Origin of the sequence: Gordonia jinghuaiqii, from assembly GCF_014041935.1 — a bacterium.
GTDB lineage: Bacteria > Actinomycetota > Actinomycetes > Mycobacteriales > Mycobacteriaceae > Gordonia > Gordonia jinghuaiqii.
The window spans coordinates 400,572-421,764 of the sequence record NZ_CP059491.1 but is presented as its reverse complement, the minus strand read 5'-3'; the positions used below and the strand labels follow the sequence as shown (position 1 = coordinate 421,764).

The 21,193-nt window shown below is 65.7% G+C and carries 18 protein-coding genes and 2 pseudogenes; 19 read left to right on the top strand and 1 reads right to left on the bottom strand.

All coding sequences use genetic code 11. The features are described 5' to 3' along the window. Window positions 1-9: 9 nt before the first annotated feature. Genes H1R19_RS01750 through nuoN form a run of 12 tightly spaced genes read left to right on the top strand, consistent with a single transcriptional unit; the run spans window position 10 to window position 15,593 of the window. Window positions 10-564: a NuoB/complex I 20 kDa subunit family protein gene (locus H1R19_RS01750; RefSeq protein ID WP_188330935.1), complete on the top strand. Its 555-nt coding sequence runs from the start codon at window positions 10-12 to the stop codon at window positions 562-564. After that, window positions 561-1,343: an NADH-quinone oxidoreductase subunit C gene (locus H1R19_RS01745; RefSeq protein ID WP_188330934.1), complete on the top strand. Its 783-nt coding sequence runs from the start codon at window positions 561-563 to the stop codon at window positions 1,341-1,343. Before H1R19_RS01750 ends, H1R19_RS01745 begins: the two co-directional genes overlap by 4 nt. Continuing rightward, window positions 1,343-2,674 (top strand): NADH dehydrogenase (quinone) subunit D, encoded by a 1,332-nt coding sequence (nuoD, locus tag H1R19_RS01740; RefSeq protein ID WP_188330933.1) that lies wholly within the window; start codon window positions 1,343-1,345, stop codon window positions 2,672-2,674. The genes H1R19_RS01745 and nuoD overlap by 1 nt, the downstream gene beginning before the upstream one ends. Continuing rightward, window positions 2,671-4,728: an NADH-quinone oxidoreductase subunit NuoF gene (nuoF, locus tag H1R19_RS01735; protein WP_219850403.1), complete on the top strand. Its 2,058-nt coding sequence runs from the start codon at window positions 2,671-2,673 to the stop codon at window positions 4,726-4,728. Before nuoD ends, nuoF begins: the two co-directional genes overlap by 4 nt. After that, a complete protein-coding gene (locus tag H1R19_RS01730) occupies window positions 4,725-7,160 on the top strand; it encodes an NADH-quinone oxidoreductase subunit G (RefSeq protein WP_219850402.1) in 2,436 nt (811 codons plus the stop codon). Before nuoF ends, H1R19_RS01730 begins: the two co-directional genes overlap by 4 nt. Continuing rightward, complete coding sequence (gene nuoH, locus H1R19_RS01725) at window positions 7,157-8,506, top strand: NADH-quinone oxidoreductase subunit NuoH (protein ID WP_219850401.1); 1,350 nt, start codon at window positions 7,157-7,159, stop codon at window positions 8,504-8,506. Before H1R19_RS01730 ends, nuoH begins: the two co-directional genes overlap by 4 nt. Further along, entirely contained in the window at window positions 8,499-9,068 is a 570-nt protein-coding gene (gene nuoI, locus H1R19_RS01720) for an NADH-quinone oxidoreductase subunit NuoI (RefSeq protein ID WP_219850400.1), read from the top strand. Before nuoH ends, nuoI begins: the two co-directional genes overlap by 8 nt. Next, a complete protein-coding gene (locus H1R19_RS01715; protein ID WP_219850399.1) occupies window positions 9,065-9,850 on the top strand; it encodes an NADH-quinone oxidoreductase subunit J in 786 nt (261 codons plus the stop codon). The genes nuoI and H1R19_RS01715 overlap by 4 nt, the downstream gene beginning before the upstream one ends. Next, a complete protein-coding gene (gene nuoK / locus H1R19_RS01710) occupies window positions 9,847-10,146 on the top strand; it encodes an NADH-quinone oxidoreductase subunit NuoK (protein WP_005200546.1) in 300 nt (99 codons plus the stop codon). Before H1R19_RS01715 ends, nuoK begins: the two co-directional genes overlap by 4 nt. Before the next feature lie 10 nt (window positions 10,147-10,156). Continuing rightward, window positions 10,157-12,070 carry an NADH-quinone oxidoreductase subunit L gene (gene nuoL, locus H1R19_RS01705; protein ID WP_219850398.1) on the top strand — a complete coding sequence of 638 codons (1,914 nt, stop codon included), beginning with the start codon at window positions 10,157-10,159 and terminating at the stop codon, window positions 12,068-12,070. After that, window positions 12,067-13,788, top strand: a complete 1,722-nt coding sequence (locus H1R19_RS01700; RefSeq protein WP_372632611.1) for an NADH-quinone oxidoreductase subunit M — start codon at window positions 12,067-12,069, stop codon at window positions 13,786-13,788. The genes nuoL and H1R19_RS01700 overlap by 4 nt, the downstream gene beginning before the upstream one ends. Continuing rightward, complete coding sequence (nuoN, locus tag H1R19_RS01695) at window positions 13,785-15,593, top strand: NADH-quinone oxidoreductase subunit NuoN (protein ID WP_219850397.1); 1,809 nt, start codon at window positions 13,785-13,787, stop codon at window positions 15,591-15,593. Before H1R19_RS01700 ends, nuoN begins: the two co-directional genes overlap by 4 nt. A gap of 202 nt (window positions 15,594-15,795) precedes the next feature. Here the strand turns inward: nuoN and H1R19_RS01690 are convergent, their stop codons facing one another. Continuing rightward, window positions 15,796-17,040: an HNH endonuclease gene (locus tag H1R19_RS01690; RefSeq protein ID WP_219850396.1), complete on the bottom strand. Its 1,245-nt coding sequence runs from the start codon at window positions 17,038-17,040 to the stop codon at window positions 15,796-15,798. A 240-nt stretch (window positions 17,041-17,280) separates the two neighbouring features. On the opposite strand from H1R19_RS01690, the pseudogene H1R19_RS01685 reads away from it, so the two are divergent. The 7 genes and pseudogenes from H1R19_RS01685 to H1R19_RS01660 form a co-directional block, all read left to right on the top strand. Next, a pseudogene (locus tag H1R19_RS01685) lies at window positions 17,281-17,472 on the top strand (serine hydrolase); the annotation flags it as partial. A 1-nt stretch (window position 17,473) separates the two neighbouring features. Beyond that, a pseudogene (locus tag H1R19_RS01680) lies at window positions 17,474-17,974 on the top strand (proton-conducting transporter transmembrane domain-containing protein); the annotation flags it as partial. A 111-nt stretch (window positions 17,975-18,085) separates the two neighbouring features. Continuing rightward, window positions 18,086-18,439 (top strand): hypothetical protein, encoded by a 354-nt coding sequence (locus H1R19_RS01675; RefSeq protein ID WP_219850395.1) that lies wholly within the window; start codon window positions 18,086-18,088, stop codon window positions 18,437-18,439. Then, complete coding sequence (locus H1R19_RS23130) at window positions 18,436-19,275, top strand: hypothetical protein (RefSeq protein ID WP_244970836.1); 840 nt, start codon at window positions 18,436-18,438, stop codon at window positions 19,273-19,275. Before H1R19_RS01675 ends, H1R19_RS23130 begins: the two co-directional genes overlap by 4 nt. Beyond that, window positions 19,245-19,733 carry a hypothetical protein gene (locus H1R19_RS23125; RefSeq protein WP_244970835.1) on the top strand — a complete coding sequence of 163 codons (489 nt, stop codon included), beginning with the start codon at window positions 19,245-19,247 and terminating at the stop codon, window positions 19,731-19,733. The genes H1R19_RS23130 and H1R19_RS23125 overlap by 31 nt, the downstream gene beginning before the upstream one ends. 35 nt (window positions 19,734-19,768) lie before the next feature. Further along, complete coding sequence (locus H1R19_RS01665; protein WP_188330923.1) at window positions 19,769-20,269, top strand: LpqN/LpqT family lipoprotein; 501 nt, start codon at window positions 19,769-19,771, stop codon at window positions 20,267-20,269. Between the two features lie 292 nt (window positions 20,270-20,561). Further along, window positions 20,562-21,170 carry an HD domain-containing protein gene (locus tag H1R19_RS01660; RefSeq protein WP_188330922.1) on the top strand — a complete coding sequence of 203 codons (609 nt, stop codon included), beginning with the start codon at window positions 20,562-20,564 and terminating at the stop codon, window positions 21,168-21,170. Window positions 21,171-21,193: the final 23 nt, after the last annotated feature.

Sequence of the window (21,193 nt, the reverse complement as noted above, 5' to 3'; positions counted from 1 at the left end):
GGTCAGGAGATGGGACTCGAGGAACGACTCCCCAGCGGATTCCTGCTGAGCACCGTCGAGGATCTGGCGGGCTTCATGCGCAAGGGGTCGCTGTGGCCCGCGACGTTCGGACTCGCCTGCTGCGCAATCGAGATGATGTCCACCACCTCGGGCCGGTACGACCTGGCCCGATTCGGCATGGAGGCGTTCCGTGCATCTCCGCGGCAGGCGGATCTGATGATCGTGGCCGGACGGGTCAGCCAGAAGATGGCACCGGTGCTACGCCAGATCTACGATCAGATGCCCGAGCCCAAATGGGTTCTGGCGATGGGTGTCTGCGCGTCGTCGGGCGGCATGTTCAACAACTACGCGATCGTCCAGGGCGTCGATCACGTGGTACCCGTGGACATCTACCTGCCGGGATGTCCCCCGCGACCGGAGATGCTGCTGCACGCGATCCTCAAGCTGCACGAGAAGATCCAGGAGATGCCGCTCGGCGTCAACCGCGACGAGGCGATCTGGGCCGCCGAGCGCGCCGCATTGCAGGCGACTCCGACCTTCGAGATGAAGGGCCTGCTGCGATGAGCACCGGCCCGTCGCCGCACGGCGAGACTCCAGCACACGGAGATACTCCAGCACACAGGGATACTCCCGAACACGGGGAAACCCCCGCACACGGCCCGGCCTCGTCACACCGGGCCGACCTCCCCGACCCCGAGGTGATCGGAGTCCGCCACGGACTCTTCGGACCTCCCGGTACCGGCGACACCTCGGGCTACGGCGGCCTGGTCAAGCCGGTCACGCTGCCGCCCAGCTCCTCTCGGCCGTTCGGGGGCTACTTCGACGACGTCGACGACGCCCTGGCCGCCGCCCTCGGTGACACCTACGACGCGGCCGTCGAGAAGATCGTCGTCTTCCGCGACGAGATGACCATCCATGTGGCACGCGAGTACCTGCCGTCGGTCGCGCTGACGCTGCGCAATGCGGAGGACCTCCGATTCGAACTGTGCCTGGGCGTCAACGGTGTCCACTACCCCGGCGACACGGGCCGCGAACTCCACGCCGTGTACCCGCTCGCGTCGCTGACACACAACCGCCGGCTGCGTTTGGAGGTGTCGGCTCCGGGCACCGATCCCCACATCCCCAGCATCTGCGACATCTATCCCACCAATGACTGGCATGAACGCGAGACCTATGACTTCTTCGGCATCATCTTCGACGGTCACCGATCGCTGACCCGCATCGAGATGCCCGACGACTGGGAGGGCCACCCACAACGCAAGGACTATCCGCTCGGCGGAGTTCCCGTCGAGTACAAGGGAACCCGCGTCGACCCGCCGGACCGGAGGAGGTCGTACAGCTGATGACCGACACGACCACCGGGTCGTCGAAACCCGCCCGCACCTACACCGTCTCCGGCCAGGATTGGGATGCGATCGTCTCCGACGTCCGCACCCGCGCCGAACAACAGCCCGGCGACGAACGCATCGTCGTCAACATGGGGCCGCAACATCCCTCGACCCACGGCGTGCTGCGCCTGATCCTCGAGATCGAGGGTGAGACGGTCACCGAGGCGCGCTGCGGAATCGGCTACCTGCACACCGGCATCGAGAAGAACCTCGAGTACCGCAACTGGATTCAGGGCGTCACCTTCGTGACCCGGATGGACTATCTGTCGCCGTTCTTCAACGAGACCGCGTACTGCCTCGGCGTGGAGAAGCTGCTGGGCATCACCGACGACATCCCCGAGCGGGCCACCGTGATCCGCGTGATGCTGATGGAACTCAACCGCATCTCCAGCCACCTCGTCGCACTGGCGACCGGCGGGATGGAGCTCGGTGCGGTCACCGCGATGTTCCTGGGTTTCCGCGAACGCGAGATGATCCTCGATCTGTTCGAACTCATCACCGGTCTGCGGATGAATCACGCCTACATCCGGCCGGGCGGAGTGGCCCAGGACCTGCCGCCCGACGGGATCGAGCGAGTCGCCGAGGTCATCGGGTTGCTACCCGGGCGACTCGATGAGCTCGGAGATCTGTTGACCGACAATTACATCTGGAAGGCACGCACGCAGGGCGTCGGCTATCTCGACCTCACCGGGTGCATGGCGCTGGGGATCACCGGACCGGTGCTGCGTTCGACGGGCTACCCGCACGACCTCCGCAGGACCGAACCGTACTGCGGTTACGACACCTACGAGTTCGACGTCATCACCGACGACACGTGCGACTCGTACGGGCGCTACCTCATCCGGGTCAAGGAGATGCGCGAGTCGATCCGGATCGTCGAGCAATGCCTGGAGCGGCTGCGCCCGGGCCCGGTCATGGTCGCCGACCGAAAGCTGGCCTGGCCCGCCGACCTCGCCCTCGGTCCCGACGGGCTGGGTAACTCCCCCGAGCACATCGCGAGGATCATGGGCACCTCGATGGAGGCCCTCATCCATCACTTCAAGCTGGTCACCGAGGGCATGCGGGTCCCGGCCGGGCAGTGCTACGTGGCCGTGGAATCCCCGCGCGGCGAGCTCGGCGTCCACATGGTCAGCGACGGCGGCACCCGACCGTACCGGGTGCACTTCCGCGACCCGTCGTTCACGAATCTGCAAGCGGTGGCGGCGATGTGCGAGGGCGGGATGGTCGCCGACGTGATCACGGCCGTGGCCAGCATCGACCCGGTGATGGGAGGCGTGGACCGATGACCGATCCCGTGTTCGTGGACCTGAGCACCTCACCGCCGCCGGAGGGCGCGGCGCCGGCACACGCCATGCCGGTCCCGACGATCACCTTCGACGGCCCGGCCGCCTACCCCGACGGCGTCGCCGAACGGCTGGCCGCCGACGCCGCGCCCATCATCGAGCGGTATCCGCAGGCACGCTCGGCACTGTTGCCGCTGCTGCATCTGGTGCAGTCCGAGGACGGGTACCTGACCCGTGCGGGTATCGAATTCTGCGCGGCCCAACTGGATCTCACCCCGGCGCAGGTCGCTTCGGTGGCCACCTTCTACACGATGTACCGGCGCACGCCCACCGGCGAGTTTCTCGTCGGCGTCTGTACCAACACGTTGTGCGCCACCCTCGGCGGCGACGAGATCCTGCGCGCCGTCTGCGATCACCTCGGCGTCGAACCCGGCGACACCACCGCCGATCACCGCATCACCGTCGAACACGTCGAATGCAATGCCGCCTGCGACTTCGCTCCCGTCGTGATGGTCAACTGGGAGTTCTTCGACAACCAGACACCGGAGTCGACGGTGGAACTGATCGAGGATCTCCGGGCGGGTGTCGCGGTCCGGCCCGCTCGCGGCAGCGGTGCGGTGTGTTCTTTCCGCCAGACCGAGCGCGAGCTCGCCGGCGCCGCACCCTCGCTGGTCGAGCAGGCGACGAGCGCAGCGAGGAGCCGGGTCGGAACCACCCCCGAACCGCCCGAACCCGACCCGCCGGAAACACCGGTACTGTCCCGCCACTGGGATGAGCCAGAGTCGTGGTCCCTGACGAACTACTTGCGGCACAACGGTTATCGCGCGATGGCCACCGCGCTGGGAACACCTCCCGACGACATCATCGAGATGATCAAGGCCTCCGGCCTCCGCGGACGTGGCGGCGCCGGGTTCCCGGTCGGCATGAAATGGTCGTTCATCCCGCAAGACGACTCTCCCCAAGCCGATCCGGCGATCCCCCACTACCTCGTGGTCAACGCCGACGAGTCCGAGCCGGGTACCTGCAAGGACATGCCGCTGATGCTGGCCTCGCCGCACACGCTGGTGGAAGGTGTGATCATCGCGGCGTATGCGATCCGTGCGCATCATGCGTTCATCTACGTCCGCGGGGAAGTCGCGTCGGTGATCCGCAGACTCCGCACAGCCGTCGACGAGGCCTACCGCGCAGGCTATCTCGGCACAGACATCCTCGGGTCCGGCTTCGATCTCGAGCTCGTCGTGCACGCCGGTGCGGGCGCCTACATCTGTGGCGAGGAGACCGCGCTGCTGGACTCCCTGGAAGGCCGACGCGGCCAGCCCCGTCTGCGCCCGCCGTTCCCGGCGGTCGCCGGCCTGTACGCGAGCCCCACCGTGGTCAACAACGTCGAATCGATCGCCAGTGTCCCGTCGATCATCCGCAACGGCGTCGACTGGTTCCGTTCGATGGGTACCGAGAAGTCACCGGGTTTCACCCTGTACTCGTTGTCCGGGCACGTCACGCGCCCCGGCCAGTACGAAGCGCCCCTCGGCGTGACGCTGCGGCAGCTCCTCGAGCGCGCCGGCGGGGTCCGAGCCGGCCACGAGCTGAAGTTCTGGACGCCGGGCGGATCGTCCACGCCGATCCTGACCCCCGAACATCTCGACGTCCCCCTCGATTACGAAGGCGTCGGCGCCGCCGGATCGATGCTGGGCACCAAGGCATTACAGATCTTCGACGAGACGACGTGCGTCGTCGGCGCGGTGCTGCGGTGGACGGAGTTCTACGAACACGAATCGTGCGGCAAGTGCACGCCCTGCAGGGAGGGAACCTACTGGCTGGTGCAGTTGCTGCACCGCCTCGAACACGAGGGTGGCACCGCTGCCGATCTCGACACCCTGGCCGATGTCACCAACAGCGTCGTCGGTAAGTCGTTCTGTGCACTCGGCGACGGCGCGGGCAGTCCGATCATCTCCTCGCTCAAGTACTTCCGCGATGAGTATCTGTCCCACCTCGATCACGGGTGCCCGTTCGATCACTCACTCGCGACCGTCCTCGACCAGCCGGGAGGTGCGCGATGACGCTGACCCACGGAAGCGATCCCGCCACCGAGGGCGACAACCTGGTCGGCATCACCATCGACGGGCGTGAGATACGAGTTCCGAAGGGCACCCTGCTGATTCGGGCCGCCGAGGAGATCGGGATCACCATCCCGCGGTTCTGCGACCATCCGCTTCTCGACCCGGTCGGCGCGTGCCGTCAGTGCCTGGTCGAGGTGGAGGGTCAACGCAAGCCCCTGGCCTCGTGCACGACCGTGGCCACCGACGGGATGGTCGTCGCGACCCAACTGAGTTCCGAGATCGCCGCCGACGCCCAGCGCGGTGTGATGGAACTCCTCCTCATCAACCACCCCCTGGACTGCCCGGTCTGCGACAAGGGCGGCGAATGTCCCCTCCAGAACCAGGCGATGTCCACGGGGCGCAGCGAGTCCCGGTTCGACGGCATCAAACGCACGTTCACCAAACCCGTCCCGTTGTCCTCGGAGGTCCTGCTCGACCGGGAACGATGCGTACTCTGCGCACGGTGTACGCGCTTCTCCACGCAGATCGCGGGCGACCCGCTCATCGAACTCGCCGATCGTGGTGCGCTGCAACAGGTCAGCATCTACGCCGATGAGCCGTTCGACTCCTACTTCTCCGGCAACACGGTGCAGATCTGTCCCGTCGGGGCGCTGACCGGCGCCCAGTATCGGTTCCGGGCGCGCCCATTCGACCTCGTCTCCACGCCGAGTGTCTGCGAGCACTGTGCGAGCGGATGCGCCCAGCGCACCGACCACCGTCGCGGCAAGGTCCTCCGGCGCCTGGCCGGGGACGATCCCGAGGTCAACTCCGAATGGAACTGCGACAAGGGACGTTGGGCGTTCACCTACACCACCGCCGCCGACCGGATCGCCTCGCCGCTGGTGCGCGATCGACACGGCGAGCTGCACGCGGTGTCCTGGGCGCACGCCCTGCGCGCTGCCGCCGACGGTCTGGCAGCGGCGAACGGCGGTGTCGGCGTCCTCACCGGTGGACGGCTCACCGTCGAAGACGCCTACGCGTATTCGCGTTTTGCCCGAACCGTACTGCACACCAACGACATCGACTTCCGTGCGCGCAGCCACAGCGCCGAGGAGGCCGATTTCCTGGCCGCCCGCGTCGCCGGCCGCGGCCTCGAGACCACCTACGACGATCTGTCTGCTGCCCCTGCGGTGCTGCTTGTCGGTTTCGAACCCGAGGAGGAGTCGCCGATCGTCTTCCTCCGGCTGCGTCGTGCCGTACGGTCCGGGGGTCAGCGCGTCGCGACCATCGCGCCCTATGCGAGCCGCGGCGCCCAGAAGCTCGACGCCCGGCTGTTCCCGGCCATCCCCGGCTCCGAGGCAGAGGTCCTGGCCTCCGAGCAGGTTGCCGCCCACCTCGACGCGCCCGGAGCGGTCCTCGTCGTCGGCGAACGACTCGCGACCAGCCCCGGCGCGCTGGTCGCCGCCGTCGAACTGGCCGACCGTACCGGCGCGCGCCTGGCCTGGATTCCGCGTCGTGCGGGTGAGCGCGGCGCCCTGGAAGTCGGTGCGCTGCCCAATCTCCTGCCCGGTGGCCGACCGGTCGCCGATGCCACGGCCCGCGCTGCCGTCGCCGAGGTCTGGGGAGCCGAGATCGGTTCTGGGCCCGGTCGCGACACCGCGGCAATCATCGACGCCGCCCGTTATCACGGCCTCGCTCTCGTCGTCGCCGGCGTCGACCTCGACGATCTGCCCGACCCCGCGGCCGCCGGCGAGGCGCTCGCCGGCGCACCGTTCGTCGTCAGCCTCGAACAGCGCCACAGCACCGTCACCTCCCATGCCGACGTGGTGTTCCCGGTGGCGGCGGCTGCGGAGAAGGAGGGGACCTTCGTCGACTGGGAGGGTCGACCGCGCAGCTTCACCACAGCCCTCACCGACTCCGGTCACCTCCCCGATCATCGGGTGCTCGACGCGCTCGCACGGCAGATGGGCGTCGAGCTCCGGTGCGATGCCGCGCAGACCATTTCCATCGACCTGCGACGCATCGGTGCCTGGTCGGGTGACCGGCCCGCCGTCGGCCCGCACACGCTGCCGCGGCGTGCGCCGGCGGCCGGGCAGGCGGTGCTCGCGACGTGGCACATGCTGCTCGACGACGGTCGGCTGCAGGACGGCGAACCGCATCTGGCCGGAACCGCTCGACGACCCGTTGCCCGTCTCTCCCTCGCCACCGCCGTGGAGGCCGGCATCGCCCCCGAGAACGGCGGTTCGGCCGCGGGCACAGTGGACCGCCTGCGGGTGAGCACCGCCGACGGCGAGATCCGCCTGCCGGTCGAGATCGTCGACATGCCCGACCGCGTCGTGTGGGTGCCGCTGTACTCGCCGGGCTCGCACGTTCACTCCGCGCTTCGCGCCCAGGCCGGAGATCTGGTGGCCCTGTCGCCCGCCCCCGCCGACAGTGGAGGTGATCAGCGATGACCGTCCACCATCCCGCTGAGTCACTCGCCATCGATTATCCGACACTCGGCGACTTCGGACATGACCCGATCTGGCTCATCGTCGTCAAAGCTGTTGCGGTGTTCGCCTTCCTGGTCGCCAATCCGCTCGTCGCCATCCTGCTCGAACGCAAGATCATGGCGCGCATGCAATCACGGCTCGGCCCCAACCGCGTGGGCCCCAAGGGCATCCTGCAAAGCGTGGCCGACGGCGTGAAACTCGCGCTGAAGGAGGGGATCATCCCCAGCGGGGTCGACAAGGTGATCTACCTTCTGGCCCCGATCATCGCGGTGGTCCCTGCCGTGATGGCCTTCGCGGTCATCCCCTTCGGTCCGATGGTGTCGGTGTTCGGTCATCAAACTCCGTTGCAGCTCACCGATTTACCCGTGGGTGTGTTGTATGTCCTCGCCGTGACGTCGGTCGGGGTCTACGGCATCGTGCTCGCCGGGTGGTCGTCGGGTTCCACCTACCCCCTGCTCGGTGGCCTGCGCTCCACCGCCCAGGTGATCTCCTACGAGATCGCGATGGGACTCACCTTCGCGGCGGTGTTCCTCGACGCCGGCACCATGTCGACATCGGGGATCGTTGCCGCACAGGAACATCACTGGTACATACTCCTTCTCCTGCCGTCGTTCGTCATCTACGCGATCTCGATGGTCGGCGAGACCAACCGGGCACCGTTCGACCTGCCCGAGGCCGAGGGCGAACTGGTCGGCGGCTTCCACACCGAGTACTCGTCACTGAAGTTCGCGATGTTCATGCTGGCCGAGTACATCAACATGGTGACCGTCTCGGCGCTGGCCACCACGCTGTTCCTCGGCGGCTGGCAGGCACCGTGGCCGTTGAGTGCCTTCGACTGGGCCAACTCCGGGTGGTGGCCGATCGTGTGGTTCACCCTCAAGGTGTGGGCGTTCCTGTTCGTCTTCATCTGGCTCCGCACCAGCCTGCCGCGTCTGCGTTACGACCAGTTCATGAACCTCGGCTGGAAGGTCCTGATCCCGATCTCGCTGGGCTGGGTGATGGTGGTGGCGATCATCCGCGCATCGATCGGCGGCGACAACGCCGACCTCATCCGGGCGCTGGTGTCGGCGGGCGCCGGTCTGGTGGTCACCGGACTGATCGCGTATGCGATCTGGCGCCTGATGCGCATCCCCGACCTACCGGATGACACCGCGGAGCCAGGCTCGCCCACCCCGGATCGGGACCCGATGGCGGGCGGCTTCCCCGTCCCGCCGATGCCCGGCAGGCTCATCCGTCCCGAGAACCCACCCGTCCCGTCCGACACGTCCGAGGACCCGACAGCGAGCAGGGAGACCACCGATGCCTGACTTCCTGAAGCCGGTCAGCGGTTTACGCGTCACCTTCGGTGGCATGTTCCAGCCGACGATCACCGAGCAGTACCCGGAACAGAAACGGCCGACCGCGCCGCGCTACCACGGCCGTCACCAGCTCAATCGGCATCCCGACGGTCTCGAGAAATGCATCGGTTGCGAACTGTGCGCGTGGGCGTGCCCCGCCGATGCCATCTACGTCGAGGGCGCCGACAACACCCCCGACGAGCGATACTCCCCGGGCGAGCGGTACGGCCGCGTCTACCAGATCAACTACCTGCGCTGCATCGGATGCGGGCTCTGCATCGAGGCGTGTCCCACCCGGGCACTCACCATGACCAACGACTACGAACTCGCCGACGACAACCGCGCCGACCTCATCTATGAGAAGGACCGCCTGCTGGCGCCGCTCCAGCACGGTGTCGAAGCACCACCGCATGCCATGGCGGCGGGGTCGACCGAGGAGAACTACTACCGCGGCGAGGTGACCGCAGACGGACGCGTCATGCTCCCCACACCTACCGTGCGCGTCGATGATGGCCCGGAGTCCCGGCCATGACCGACGCACTCACCACCCTTGCCCTCGCCGACGAGGTGGTGCGCACCTCCACCGGCGAGGCGGTGCAGTTCTGGATTCTCGGCGCGGTCGCGGTGGCCGGCGCGCTCGGCGTCGTCTTCGCCACCAAGGCAGTGTATTCGGCGATCTTCCTGGCGACGACGATGATCGTCCTCGCCGCCTTCTACGTCGCGCAGGGCGCGTTGTTCCTCGGTGTGGTGCAGGTGGTGGTCTACACCGGTGCGGTGATGATGCTGTTCCTGTTCGTCATCATGCTGATCGGTGTCGACTCGTCGGACTCACTGAAGGAGACGTTGCGCGGCCAACGTCTGTCCGCCGCGCTCATCGGTATCGGGTTCGGTGTGCTGCTCATCGCCGGAATCGGCACCGCCACGGTCCAGATCGTCGCCGGGGCGACGGCACCGGGAGCGCTGGCCGCCGACAGCAACTCGGCGATCGAGGCCATTGCCGAACTCATCTTCGTCCGCTACCTGTGGGCCTTCGAACTCACCGGCGCGTTGCTCATCGCCGCGACGCTCGGTGCGATGGTCCTCGCGCACCGCGAACGGTTCGGTCCGCGTCTCACGCAGAAGGAACTGTCACAGGCCCGGTTCCGCAGTGGCGTCAACCTGACACCGCTGCCCACCCCGGGTGTGTACGCGCGACACAACGCGGTCGACGTCCCGGCCCGGCTCCCCGACGGCTCTCCATCGGACCTGTCGGTGAACGCCATCCTCGCCGCACGAACCCTCCGCAAGCCCCGAAACCGCGGAGACGACCGATGAACCCCGAGAACTACCTCTACCTCTCGGCGCTGTTGTTCACGATCGGCGCCGCGGGCGTCCTGCTGCGGCGTAACGCGATCGTCGTGTTCATGTGCATCGAGCTGATGCTGAACGCGGCGAATCTCGCGTTCGTGACGTTCGCCCGGATGAACCAATCCTTCGACGGTCAGGTGATCGCCTTCTTCACGATGGTCGTCGCTGCCGCCGAAGTGGTGGTGGGGCTGGCGATCATCATGACCATCTTCCGATCGCGCCGCTCGGCGTCGGTCGACGACGCGGATCTGCTGAAGCGGTAGAGGAGGATTGGTGAGCGCCGAACTGACTGCGTCACTGCTCTGGTTGATCCCCGCACTGCCCCTCGTGGGTGCTGCGATCCTCCTCCTCGGGGGCCACGCCACGGACCGGTGGGGCCACCTCCTCGGAACCGGACTTGCCGTCGCGTCATTCGCGGTGGGTCTGATCATGTTCACGTCCATGGTGTCGCGCTCCGCCGACGACCGGGCCGTCTCCGACACCCTATTCAGCTGGATACCCGTCGGAGAGTTGCAGGTGGACTTCGGTTTCCGCCTCGATCAACTCTCCATGTGCTTCGTCCTGCTGATCACCGGCGTGGGCTCACTGATCCACGTCTACTCGATCGGTTACATGGCCGACGACCCCGATCGTCGACGGTTCTTCGCCTATCTCAACCTGTTTCTCGCGGCGATGCTCGTGCTGGTCCTCGCTGACAACTACCTCGGTCTCTACCTCGGCTGGGAGGGCGTCGGCCTGGCGTCCTACCTGCTGATCGGGTTCTGGCAGCACAAACCGTCCGCGGCGACCGCGGCCAAGAAGGCGTTCGTGGTCAACCGGGTCGGCGACATCGGGCTCGCCGTCGCGTTGATGATCATGTTCGCCACTTTCGGCGCGGTGTCGTTCACGGCGGTCTTCGACGGTGCGTCGCAGGCCGGTGAGACCACCCTCACCGCACTGGGTTTCATGCTTCTGCTCGCCGCGTGCGGCAAGTCGGCACAGGTGCCGTTGCAGTCGTGGCTCGGGGATGCGATGGAGGGCCCGACCCCGGTGTCGGCGCTGATCCACGCGGCGACGATGGTGACCGCCGGGGTCTACCTCATCGTGCGGTCCGGCCCCATCTTCGACCTCGCGCCGGCCGCCCAGGTGGGTGTCGTCGTGGTCGGCGCGGTGACCCTGCTGTTCGGCGCGATCATCGGCTGCGCCAAGGACGACATCAAGAAGGCACTCGCCGCGTCGACGATGAGCCAGATCGGTTACATGGTCCTCGCCGCCGGACTCGGACCCGCCGGTTATGCCTTCGCCATCCTTCATCTGCTCACCCACGGATTCTTCAAAGCCGGACTGTTCCTCGGTGCCGGCTCGGTGATGCACGGAATGAACGACGAGACCGACATGCGACGGTACGGCGGCCTGCGAACGCTGATGCCGATCACGTTCGTCACCTTCGGCGTCGGATACCTCGCGATCATCGGCGTGCCGCCGTTCGCGGGGTTCTACTCCAAGGATCACATCATCGAAGCGGCCTTCGGTTCCGGTGGCGCCAAGGGCCTCATCCTCGGCGGCGCAGCCCTTCTCGGTGCGGGCATCACCGCGTTCTACATGACGCGCGTGATGCTTCTGACCTTCTTCGGCGAGAAGCGCTGGCATGACGGCACCAGCGGCCCGGCCCCTCATCCGCACGAATCCCCCGGGGTCATGACCGGCCCGATGGTTCTCATCGCGGTGGGATCGGTCGCCTCGGGCGGCCTCCTCGCCATCGGGGGTTCCCTCGAGACCTGGCTCGAACCTGTTGTGGGAGAACATACTGCGCACCACCTGATACCGGTGTGGGCGATGACGGCGATCATCCTGGTGGTGGTCGCCATCGGCGTCGGCGTCGCCTACCGGCAGTACGCGACGCGGCCGTTGCCGGTCGTCGCGCCGGAGGATGTCTCGGTGCTCACCGCCGCCGCCCGTCGAGATCTGTACGGCGATGCGGTGAACGAAGAGCTCCTCATGCGTCCCGGTCAACGGGTGACCGCCGGACTCGTCGCCGTCGAGACCGACGGCGTCGACGGCCTGACCAGTGGCATCGGCGAAGCGGTCACCCGCACGTCGCGTCGGATACGTGGCTGGCAGAACGGCTATGTGCGGTCCTATGCGCTGTCGATGTTCGCGGGCACCACCGTGATCGTCGCGCTCGTGATGGCGGTGAACGCGCTGTGAGCGTCCCCTGGTTGACAATCCTCTGGCTCGCACCCGCCGTCGGCGCGGCGCTGGTCCTGGCGGTCCCCGCGAACCGTCCCGCGGCCGCCAAGTGGTTCGCGTTCGCGGTGTCCGTGGGTGTGCTCGTCCTCGCCGTCGGACTCACCATCGGCTTCGACCCGGCAGGTGAGCGCTACCAGTTCGTCGAAGACCTCAGCTGGATACCGGCTCTCGGCACCCGGTACGCCCTCGGGCTCGACGGCATCGGACTGGTGCTCATCCTGCTGACCGCCGCATTGCTGCCGTTGTTGTTGCTGGCGGGTTGGCACGACGCCGACACCTCCGGGTCGCTGGACCGATCGGGTGGTCGCGCGCAGAAGGGACCGCACATCTACCTGGCACTGTTCCTCGCCACCGAGGGCATGGTGCTGATGAGCTTTGTCGCACTCGACGTTCTGCTGTTCTACATCTTCTTCGAGGCGATGCTCATCCCGATGTACTTCCTCATCGGTGGATTCGGCAACGGGCCCAACCGCTCGGGCGCCGCGGTGAAGTTCCTGCTGTACAACCTCTTCGGCGGTCTTCTCCTGCTCGCAGCCGTCGTCGGACTGTACGTCGTGACCGCGCAGAACGGCGTCAGCGCCGACGGGGCCGGAACCTTCGCTCTGCAGGACATCGTGGCCGCGGTGTCCAGCGGGCAGATCGACGACTCCACCGGCCTCGCCAAACTGCTGTTCCTCGGCTTCATGTTCGCCTTCGCGGTCAAAGCACCACTGTGGCCCCTGCATTCATGGTTGCCCGACGCCGCTGTCGCGGCCACCCCGACATCGGCGGTGTTGATGATGGCGGTGATCGACAAAGTCGGCACCTTCGCGATGCTGCGGTTCTGCCTGCAGCTGTTCCCCGACGCCTCGCAGTACTTCGCACCGCTGATCTGTGCGCTCGCGGTCGTCAGCATCGTCTACGGCGCCATCCTCGCGATCGGCCAGACCGATGTGATGCGACTGATCGCCTACACGTCGATCTCCCACTTCGGTTTCATCATTCTCGGCATCTTCGCGCTGACGAACCAAGGCCAGACCGGTTCGGCGCTGTACATGGTCAACCACGGGATCTCCACGGCCGCACTGTTCCTTCTCGCCGGTTTCCTGGTGTCGCGACGGGGCAGCAGGCTGATCGCCGACTACGGCGGCGTCCAGAAAGTGGCACCGGTCCTGGCCGGTACCTTCCTCGTCGCCGGACTCGCCACGCTGTCGTTGCCGGGTCTCGCGCCGTTCATCAGCGAGTTCCTCGTCCTCATCGGCACATTCACCCGGTACCCGATCGCCGCGGTCATCGCGTCATCGGCCCTGGTCCTCTCGGCGATCTACATCCTGTGGACCTACCAGCGCATGTTCGGCGGACCGCCGAAGCTCAGCGACGTCCGCTCGTCGTCGATGCGCGACCTCAGCGGCCGCGAGCTGGCGGTGGTGGCGCCGCTCATCGCGCTGCTCATCGTGCTCGGGGTGTATCCCAAACCGATGATCGACCTGATCGACCCCGCCGTCCAGAGCACCCTCACCACCGTCGGTGTCACCGATCCCGCACCCGCGGTGGACAACACCATCACCGTCCCTGCCGCCGAGAAACTCCCCGGCCGCGAAGAACACGGGGACGGCGAACACGAGGACGGGCAGCACGGGGCCACACCGATCGCGGACACACCGACAGCCGGCACCGAAGCGGAGGGCCACCGATGACCCCGACGACGCTCACCCCCGGCACGACCACCCTCGCCGCGCTCGAGACCCCCAGCGTCGAATATGCCGCGCTGTCACCGATGCTCATCGTGTTCGGTGTGGGTGTCGTCGGCGTCCTCGTCGAGGCGTTCGCCCCACGCAGGCTGCGCTACCCGCTGCAACTGGGTCTCTCGCTGGGCGGTCTGGTCGTCGCGTCGGCCGCCCTGATCACCGTCGCCGTGGCACAGACCGCGGACGGCGCGAACGGGCAGTTCGCGGTCTCGGGGGCCGTCGTGATGGACCGCCCGACGCTCTACCTCCAGGGCCTGCTGCTCGTCATCGGTCTCATCGGTGTGGGCCTCATGGCGGAACGTCGCCTCGAACGGGTCGTCGCACCGGTCTCCCTTCGTGCGCACGCCGGTTCCGGTGGCGGTGGCGGTGCCGGCGACGATCAGTCCGGGCGCACCGGATTCAACGGCGGTGGCGTCGACGCCGACATGTTCACCCCGTCCGGGGCGTCGGTGCCGAACACCGACGCCGAGTTCGAGGCCACCCGAGCCGGCGCGGTCACCACCGAGGTCTTCCCGCTCACCCTGCTGGCGATCGGCGGAATGATGCTGTTCCCCGCCTGCGGTGACCTGCTCACCATGTTCGTTGCGCTGGAGGTGTTCTCGCTTCCGCTCTACCTCTTGTGCGGCCTGGCACGGCGTCGGCGGCTGATCTCGCAGGAGGCCTCACTCAAGTACTTCCTGCTGGGATCCTTCTCGTCGGCGTTCTTCCTGTTCGGAGCCGCCTTCGTCTACGGCGCAACGGGTTCGCTGAACCTCTCGACCATCGGCGCGTCGATCACCGAGGCCGCCGACACCGGTGGGGACACCACACTCGCCCTGCTCGGCCTGGGCCTGCTGGCGGTGGGGTTGCTGTTCAAGGTTGGTGCGGTGCCCTTCCATTCGTGGATTCCCGATGTGTACCAGGGATCTCCGACGCCGGTCACCGCTTTCATGGCCGCCGCCACCAAGGTCGCCGCTTTCGGTGCACTGTTGCGCGTCTTCTACGTCGGCTTCGACGCCCTGCGCGATGACTGGGAACCAGCACTCTGGGCGGTGGCGATCGCGTCGATGGTGATCGCATCGGTGATGGCGGTGACGCAGAACGACGTCAAACGCATGCTCGCGTACTCCTCGATCGCGCATACCGGCTTCATCCTGCTCGGCGTCATCGCGTTCGACGCCGCAGGCCTCGGCGCGACACTGTTCTACCTCGCCGCCTACGCCTTCACCACGCTCGGCGCGTTCGCCACGGTCGCGGTGATCCGCGAACCCGATACGGACACCACGGTTTCCGCGTCGGTTTCCGCGCAGACTTCCGCGCGCACCACGGCGATCCAGGGTTCCACCGCAGCAGTCCGCAACCCACATCTCAGCGGGCGCGAGGCAACCGATCTCACGCAGTGGTCCGGGCTGGGACGACGATACCCGTTGGTGGGGGCCATGTTCGCGGTCTACCTGCTGTCTTTCGCGGGGATACCCCTGACCAGTGGCTTCATCGCGAAGTTCGACGTCTTCGCCGCCGTGGCCGGTAGCGGCGGTGGCGTGCTGGTGGTGGTCGGTGTGATCAGCAGCGCAATCGCGGCCTACGTCTACATCCGCATCATCGTGGCCATGTTCTTCGACGAGGTCCCCGTCCACGCCGCGCCGCACGTGGTGAAGCCCAGCATCCTCACGACGTCGGGCATTGCACTGTGCACGTTGGCCACAGTGGTGCTCGGCGTCTTCCCGCAACCGCTGTTGGATCTCGCCGACGCCGCGGCGTCGTTCCTCCGCTGATGGGCCCTCTTGTGGAGGCGAGTTGAGCCGGGCCGAAGCCGGGTGGCGCTCGGTGGGCGCCCTTCGAGAGGCCCGCAGCTCCCGAGGAGGTACACACCATGGAGTTGTCAATGTTCGTGCACGGTCCGACGTTTCGGACCGCCTGCTGTCAGGGCAGTCGTCTCCGGTATGCGGCGCAACTGCCCCAAGATCGGGGTGGTGGTCAGGCGGCGGCGTCGTCGTCGAGTCGCATGGTGCGGCGGTTGTAGGCGGGCAGCGGCCTTCGTTGTGGGTCGATCTCAACGGGCGGGATCAGCCAGGGGTGGCGGTCGAAACCCAGGACGACGTCCCAGCCGTTGTGGTGGACCTGGGTGTGGCAACGCTGGCAGAGCAGACATCCGTTGTCCAGGGACGTTTCCCCGTCGTCGGCCCAATGCCGCAGATGGTGCACCTGCGTATGTGACGGGGGCGCACCACATTTGATGCAACACCCGTCCCGGATGACGACAGCCTTCCGAAGGTGAGGCGGGAAGATCCGTTTCTCATGTCCCATCTGCAGCGGCACGGTGTCGCCGTCGATGATCACTTCGGTCAGAGTCCCGTCACAGGAGAGCGCTCTCGCGGTGGCATCGGTGATGATCCCGGTCCACGGCAACGCGCTCATGTCTGTGGCGTCGGCGGGGATGGTCAGGATCAGCTGGGTGCGTGGCGCACCGGCGGTGGAAACCGTGGCGCCGATGGCGGCATCGTCGAGGATCTGTTCGAAGGCATCGGCGAGACGCTCCCCGGTGCTGCGTCGGTCATCGGCGCCGTCGGGTTCGGGTCGGGGTGTGGAGCGTTCGTCGATCATGGCGATGAACTTCTCGCCGATGACCTTGGTGACGTCGGCAGCAATCTCGACGCGACCGTCGTCGGTGAGGGTGTGAGAGACGCTGTTGAGTGAGCGGTCCTCGGCGGCAGGGATGCCACCGTCGGCCTCGGCGACGATATTGCCCAACGTGTGTGCTTGCGCCTTGACTTCGGCGGGCGTGGCACCCGACAGCGCCTGGGTGAGGAGTTCGGTCTCGAAGGCCGATATCTCGTCGTCGGAAAGCTGAGCGGGAGAACGTTTATCGATGTGCGTGACGCCGCGGACAATGGCGTCGACGATCTCGGCCGAGAATCGTCCGTCGGCGGCGTGACCGGCGACCTTCGGCAACCGACCCAGTCCGTCGACGCTCCGCACGATCCGTGCGGCGACGGCGGGTGCGAATCCCATCTCGATCAACAGTCTCGACAGTGTGGAATGACTACGTTCAGCAACGCGGAGTCGTTCGAGTTCCGCTGCGCGCGTGATTATCTGGTGATCGATCGCGTTGCGCATCAACCGCAATGCGTCCAGCTCGACGCACGTCGCGCGACCGGTGAAGTCGTCCGCGGGCAATTCCAACTCGATGAGAGAGTCGAGAAGATGGCTGAGATCTGGCATGACACCAAGCTACTCGAACATCCTGGCGACCGCCACCCCGGTTCGTGCGTAATCCACTGACTGACAGCATATCTCGACTTCGTTCCCGCGGTCTGATTTCCTTCCCGCTCACCCATTTTGTCACCGTAGTTCACAACTGCACCACGAAAACGTCCGAACCTGAGCGCGCTCCGCTCAATCAAATCGGAGAAAGAAAGTCAGAAATCACTCCATCGGGCCACCGCCGGCAAGCAGCAGAAGCCGGTCACCCTGAGCCGGCGCGACCTCGCCACCTCGATGATGACCGTCTCCGACAACGTCGCCGCCGACGTCCTCCTCACCGAGATCGGGCTGGACACCGTGATCGACGATCTCGCCGAACTGGGTCTCACCGAGACACGAATTGTCGGCGGGGTCGCCGAACTCCATGATCGTCTCCGACGCGAAACCGGCCGCGCGCACCACGGCGATCCGGGGTTCCACCGCAGGAGTCCGCAACCCACATCTCAGCGGGCGCGAGGCAACCGATCTCACGCAGTGGTCCGGGCTGGGACGGCGATACCCGTTGGTGGGGGCCATGTTCGCGGTCTACCTGCTGTCTTTCGCGGGGATTCCGCTGACCAGTGGCTTCATCGCGAAGTTCGACGTCTTCGCCGCCGTGGCCGGTAGCGGCGGTGGCGTGCTGGTGGTGGTCGGTGTGATCAGCAGCGCGATCGCGGCCTACGTCTACATCCGCATCATCGTGGCCATGTTCTTCGACGAGGTCCCCGTCCACGCCGCGCCGCACGTGGTGAAGCCCAGCATCCTCACGACGTCGGGCATTGCACTGTGCACGTTGGCCACAGTGGTGCTCGGCGTCTTCCCGCAACCGCTGTTGGATCTCGCCGACGCCGCGGCGTGGTTCCTCCGCCCGACCTATGCCGAAACCCTGAATCGTCGAGGCCATCCGACATGAGTGTGCAACTCATCCACAGGAAGTGCGTCGCCGCTCCAAGCGCTGTCGCGAGTGCCTATGATCACTTCGGGCTCAGTCTTTAGTGAGGAACGCACCAGCATCGGGGGGATTGTGAGCGACAAGGTATCGGTTGATCTCGTCGAGTTGCGGTACGGCGGCCATCAACTCGGTAGTTGGCATGTGGAGACCTCTCACACCTTCGACCGGGGCTTGCGCCGGGTGGCCGAGGCAACCGAGAGTGGCTGGGTGGGCGCCTCAGCCAGAGCGCTCGCCGAGAAATTGGATACCCTGCAAGCCTCTGCTCAGACTGTGACGGCCAGGCTCGGTGCGAATGCGTCGGGGTTCGTCACCGCCGCTGACTCCTTCGATGCGCACGACACTGAAGCCGGCGCGTGGTTGAACGCGCGAAATGCCACGCCAACGAGCCCTGACGATGGTGATGAACGTCGTCTCCTCAATCTGTGATCTCGATCGCCGACATCGACCGCTGGAATGTCGCAGACATCGAGGCGGTGTTCCGTGTCTGCGCAGACCAAGCCGATCACTGCAGCGCCCAATCCTCCAACCTCAAGAATCTCGACACCTTCTCCACGTGGGACGGAGATGCCGCGGCCGCAGCCAGGCGATCAGTAGGACGGACGCGGGTCGACTTCGACGTTCATGGCAACCAGGTTTCGGCCATCGCCCACGCGGCGCGGGCGGCTGCGCAGAACATCGAAACGATCAAAGAAGTACTCGCAAAGATTCGTATCGATGCATTCATTGATCACTTCGCCATCGACGACGACGGAACCGTTGAATCGACCCTTCAGACAGTGATGTCGAAGGAGGATATTGAGAAAAGAGAAGGCAACCGAATCGCTCTCCAGCTCCGCGTGAATCAACTTCTGATCAATGCTGAAGCTGCCGATGATGACTTGGCGGTGGCAATCAGGGCCTCGGATGGCGAGCTGAAGCCGGAGTTGATCCCGCCTGGCGCCTTCGACGGAACCTACGCCGGGGTTTTCGGAATTGCCTCTCTGGGGTTACCGAACTATCCCGATGCATCGCTGACGGATGCGGAGACCCGCAACTATTACGCGGAGGCGGAGAAGCGACTCAGGGTGTTGAACGACACCTTGGCGAAGTCCGACATGCCCACGGAACAGCGGGCCCTCATTGCTCAAGAACTCCGGAACGAGATTCGCACCAAGCCAGGACCCTCATGGCTGATCAGGTGCGTGCAGCGGAACTTTTCCGTACCGAGCCGAACAAGACGATGGAGCAGCTCGTGGAACACAAGTCCCAGAAGTATGGGATGACGCGAGAGCAAGCACTCGAAGACATCATTCGATCCTCGTCAACCAGTCGAGGCTCAGTGAACACCAGCTTGGGGATCGACCCGGACAAGCCGGTCTTACCGAACCTCGAGGAGGTCGAGTCCAGAGCTTCTCCAAGAGCAGGGCCAGTGGAAGTCGCGCCCGAACATTTCGGAGGCACCGCAACCAGGATGGCTGCGAAAGTCGCCCTCCCCGCTGCACTAGCCTTCGAGGTGTACAACGGCTACGACAAGGTGAGTTCAGGCGAAGCGAGCGTTCCTGAGGCCGCAGGTAGCGGCATCGGCGCTGTCGGCGGCGCCTGGGCAGGAGCCGAGTACGGCGCGTTGGCCGGCACCTTCGGCGGTCCGGTGGGTATCGGAATCGGCGCGGTGGTCGGCGGCGTTGCCGGCGGGATAATCGGCGGTAGCTTCGGGAAGCAGATAGGCGGTTGGTTCGATTGAGTAACGAGTGGTCCCTCTACGAGCGTCTTCATCGAATGGCTGTGTCCCACGCCCGCGTGACCGATCCACGAACTGTTGCTGGTGACGTTCGGCTGGACATCGAACCCGCCGGGTTCCGACCCGACCCGTCTGGTTCTCAATTGGGGATGTACGTCCTGTTCACGGCAGTTCAGGGTATCGAGCCCGATTTCAAAGACAACGTGGCCATCGTGCTGACCAGGTTTATCGTCGACTCGACAGTTGATGTCAACGACTTGTTCGACCACGCCTTCGTCGAGGCACGGTCACTCGCCGGCTGGAGCGAACAACGCGCCGATCGGTACCCGATCACGTCGCGAACCCAAGGCGCAAGCGTCCAGGCAGGTAATTATCGCGACTCGGCTGGGCGCTGGTTGTACACGGTGAACAAATACGAGGTATACCAGCGTGCAAATGTTGCGTATCTCCTGCAATGCACCGGCACAACGGTTTCCCAGGACATCTCCACATGGTCCACACTCATCGATGCGGTGAGTTCAGTTCGATTCGACGACTGAGGAGGAAAATTGGTCAACCGAAACTCCGTTGTCACCGATCTCGAGCAAGCACTCTCCGCACGCATCGATTTCGTAGCGGATCCAGAGGACCGCTCGTGGTATGTCGGCCACGCGGCAGGTACCGCCATCTACATCCGGATGGGGAACTTTCCTGACGAGGAGGCGTATTCGTTGTACCTCGGGCACGGCCGGTGGATGGACTTCAGCCGAGTACCGGACAACTGGACGGTAACAACGCCCCCAGAAGGCTGGCCATCGTCCGCGCGACCGCGACTCCCTAAGGGCGAGTTCCATGCTTGACGTGTCGCTCCGAACGCCCTATCTCATCGAAGACGAACGAGAACGCCTCGTCTCCAGATGGCTTGAACCACACCGTCGTTACCACGATCTCGACCATCTAAGCACTGTATTGTCCGCACTGGACACGTTGCGATCTGCAGGCACCATGTTCGACGACGAAGCCGTGACACTCGCGGCTTGGTTCCACGATGCGATATACGAAATCGGGGCACCCGACAACGAGGAACGGTCCGCGGTTCTTGCCGAGAAGATGTTGACGGGCCGACCGTGCGCGACGGAAGTCGCACGGCTGGTTCGTGCCACAGCAGATCACAACATCACACTCGCCGACCTGAACGCGTCAGCACTCTGCGACGCCGACTTGTCGATACTGGCAAGCGATCCGCCACAGTACTCCAAATACTGCGCCGACGTCAGAGACGAGTACTCTCGTTTCGAGGACAGCCTCTACTGCGCAGGACGGAGGCAGATACTCGAGCGTTTACTGCTCCACGAGCGCCTGTTTCACACCGAGTTCGGACACAAGAATTGGGAGTTGCGAGCCCGCCGCAACCTCGAAGCCGAACTTCAGGCCCTTCAGCCGGCTGAAGATCGCAGGTAGCGGGTCCTCGCTCCTGCCGTAAC

Bases quoted from the DNA above. Each gene is read 5' to 3' on its own strand.
- nuoK (WP_005200546.1), top strand. From the start codon at position 9,847: ATGAACCCCGAGAACTACCTCTACCTCTCGGCGCTGTTGTTCACGATC.
- H1R19_RS01690 (WP_219850396.1), bottom strand. From the start codon at position 17,040: ATGCCAGATCTCAGCCATCTTCTCGACTCTCTCATCGAGTTGGAATTG.
- H1R19_RS01730 (WP_219850402.1), top strand. From the start codon at position 4,725: ATGACGCTGACCCACGGAAGCGATCCCGCCACCGAGGGCGACAACCTG.
- H1R19_RS01715 (WP_219850399.1), top strand. From the start codon at position 9,065: ATGACCGACGCACTCACCACCCTTGCCCTCGCCGACGAGGTGGTGCGC.
- nuoF (WP_219850403.1), top strand. From the start codon at position 2,671: ATGACCGATCCCGTGTTCGTGGACCTGAGCACCTCACCGCCGCCGGAG.
- nuoN (WP_219850397.1), top strand. From the start codon at position 13,785: ATGACCCCGACGACGCTCACCCCCGGCACGACCACCCTCGCCGCGCTC.
- nuoI (WP_219850400.1), top strand. From the start codon at position 8,499: ATGCCTGACTTCCTGAAGCCGGTCAGCGGTTTACGCGTCACCTTCGGT.
- nuoD (WP_188330933.1), top strand. From the start codon at position 1,343: ATGACCGACACGACCACCGGGTCGTCGAAACCCGCCCGCACCTACACC.
- H1R19_RS01660 (WP_188330922.1), top strand. From the start codon at position 20,562: ATGCTTGACGTGTCGCTCCGAACGCCCTATCTCATCGAAGACGAACGA.
- H1R19_RS01665 (WP_188330923.1), top strand. From the start codon at position 19,769: ATGGCTGTGTCCCACGCCCGCGTGACCGATCCACGAACTGTTGCTGGT.
- H1R19_RS01745 (WP_188330934.1), top strand. From the start codon at position 561: ATGAGCACCGGCCCGTCGCCGCACGGCGAGACTCCAGCACACGGAGAT.
- H1R19_RS01750 (WP_188330935.1), top strand. From the start codon at position 10: ATGGGACTCGAGGAACGACTCCCCAGCGGATTCCTGCTGAGCACCGTC.
- nuoH (WP_219850401.1), top strand. From the start codon at position 7,157: ATGACCGTCCACCATCCCGCTGAGTCACTCGCCATCGATTATCCGACA.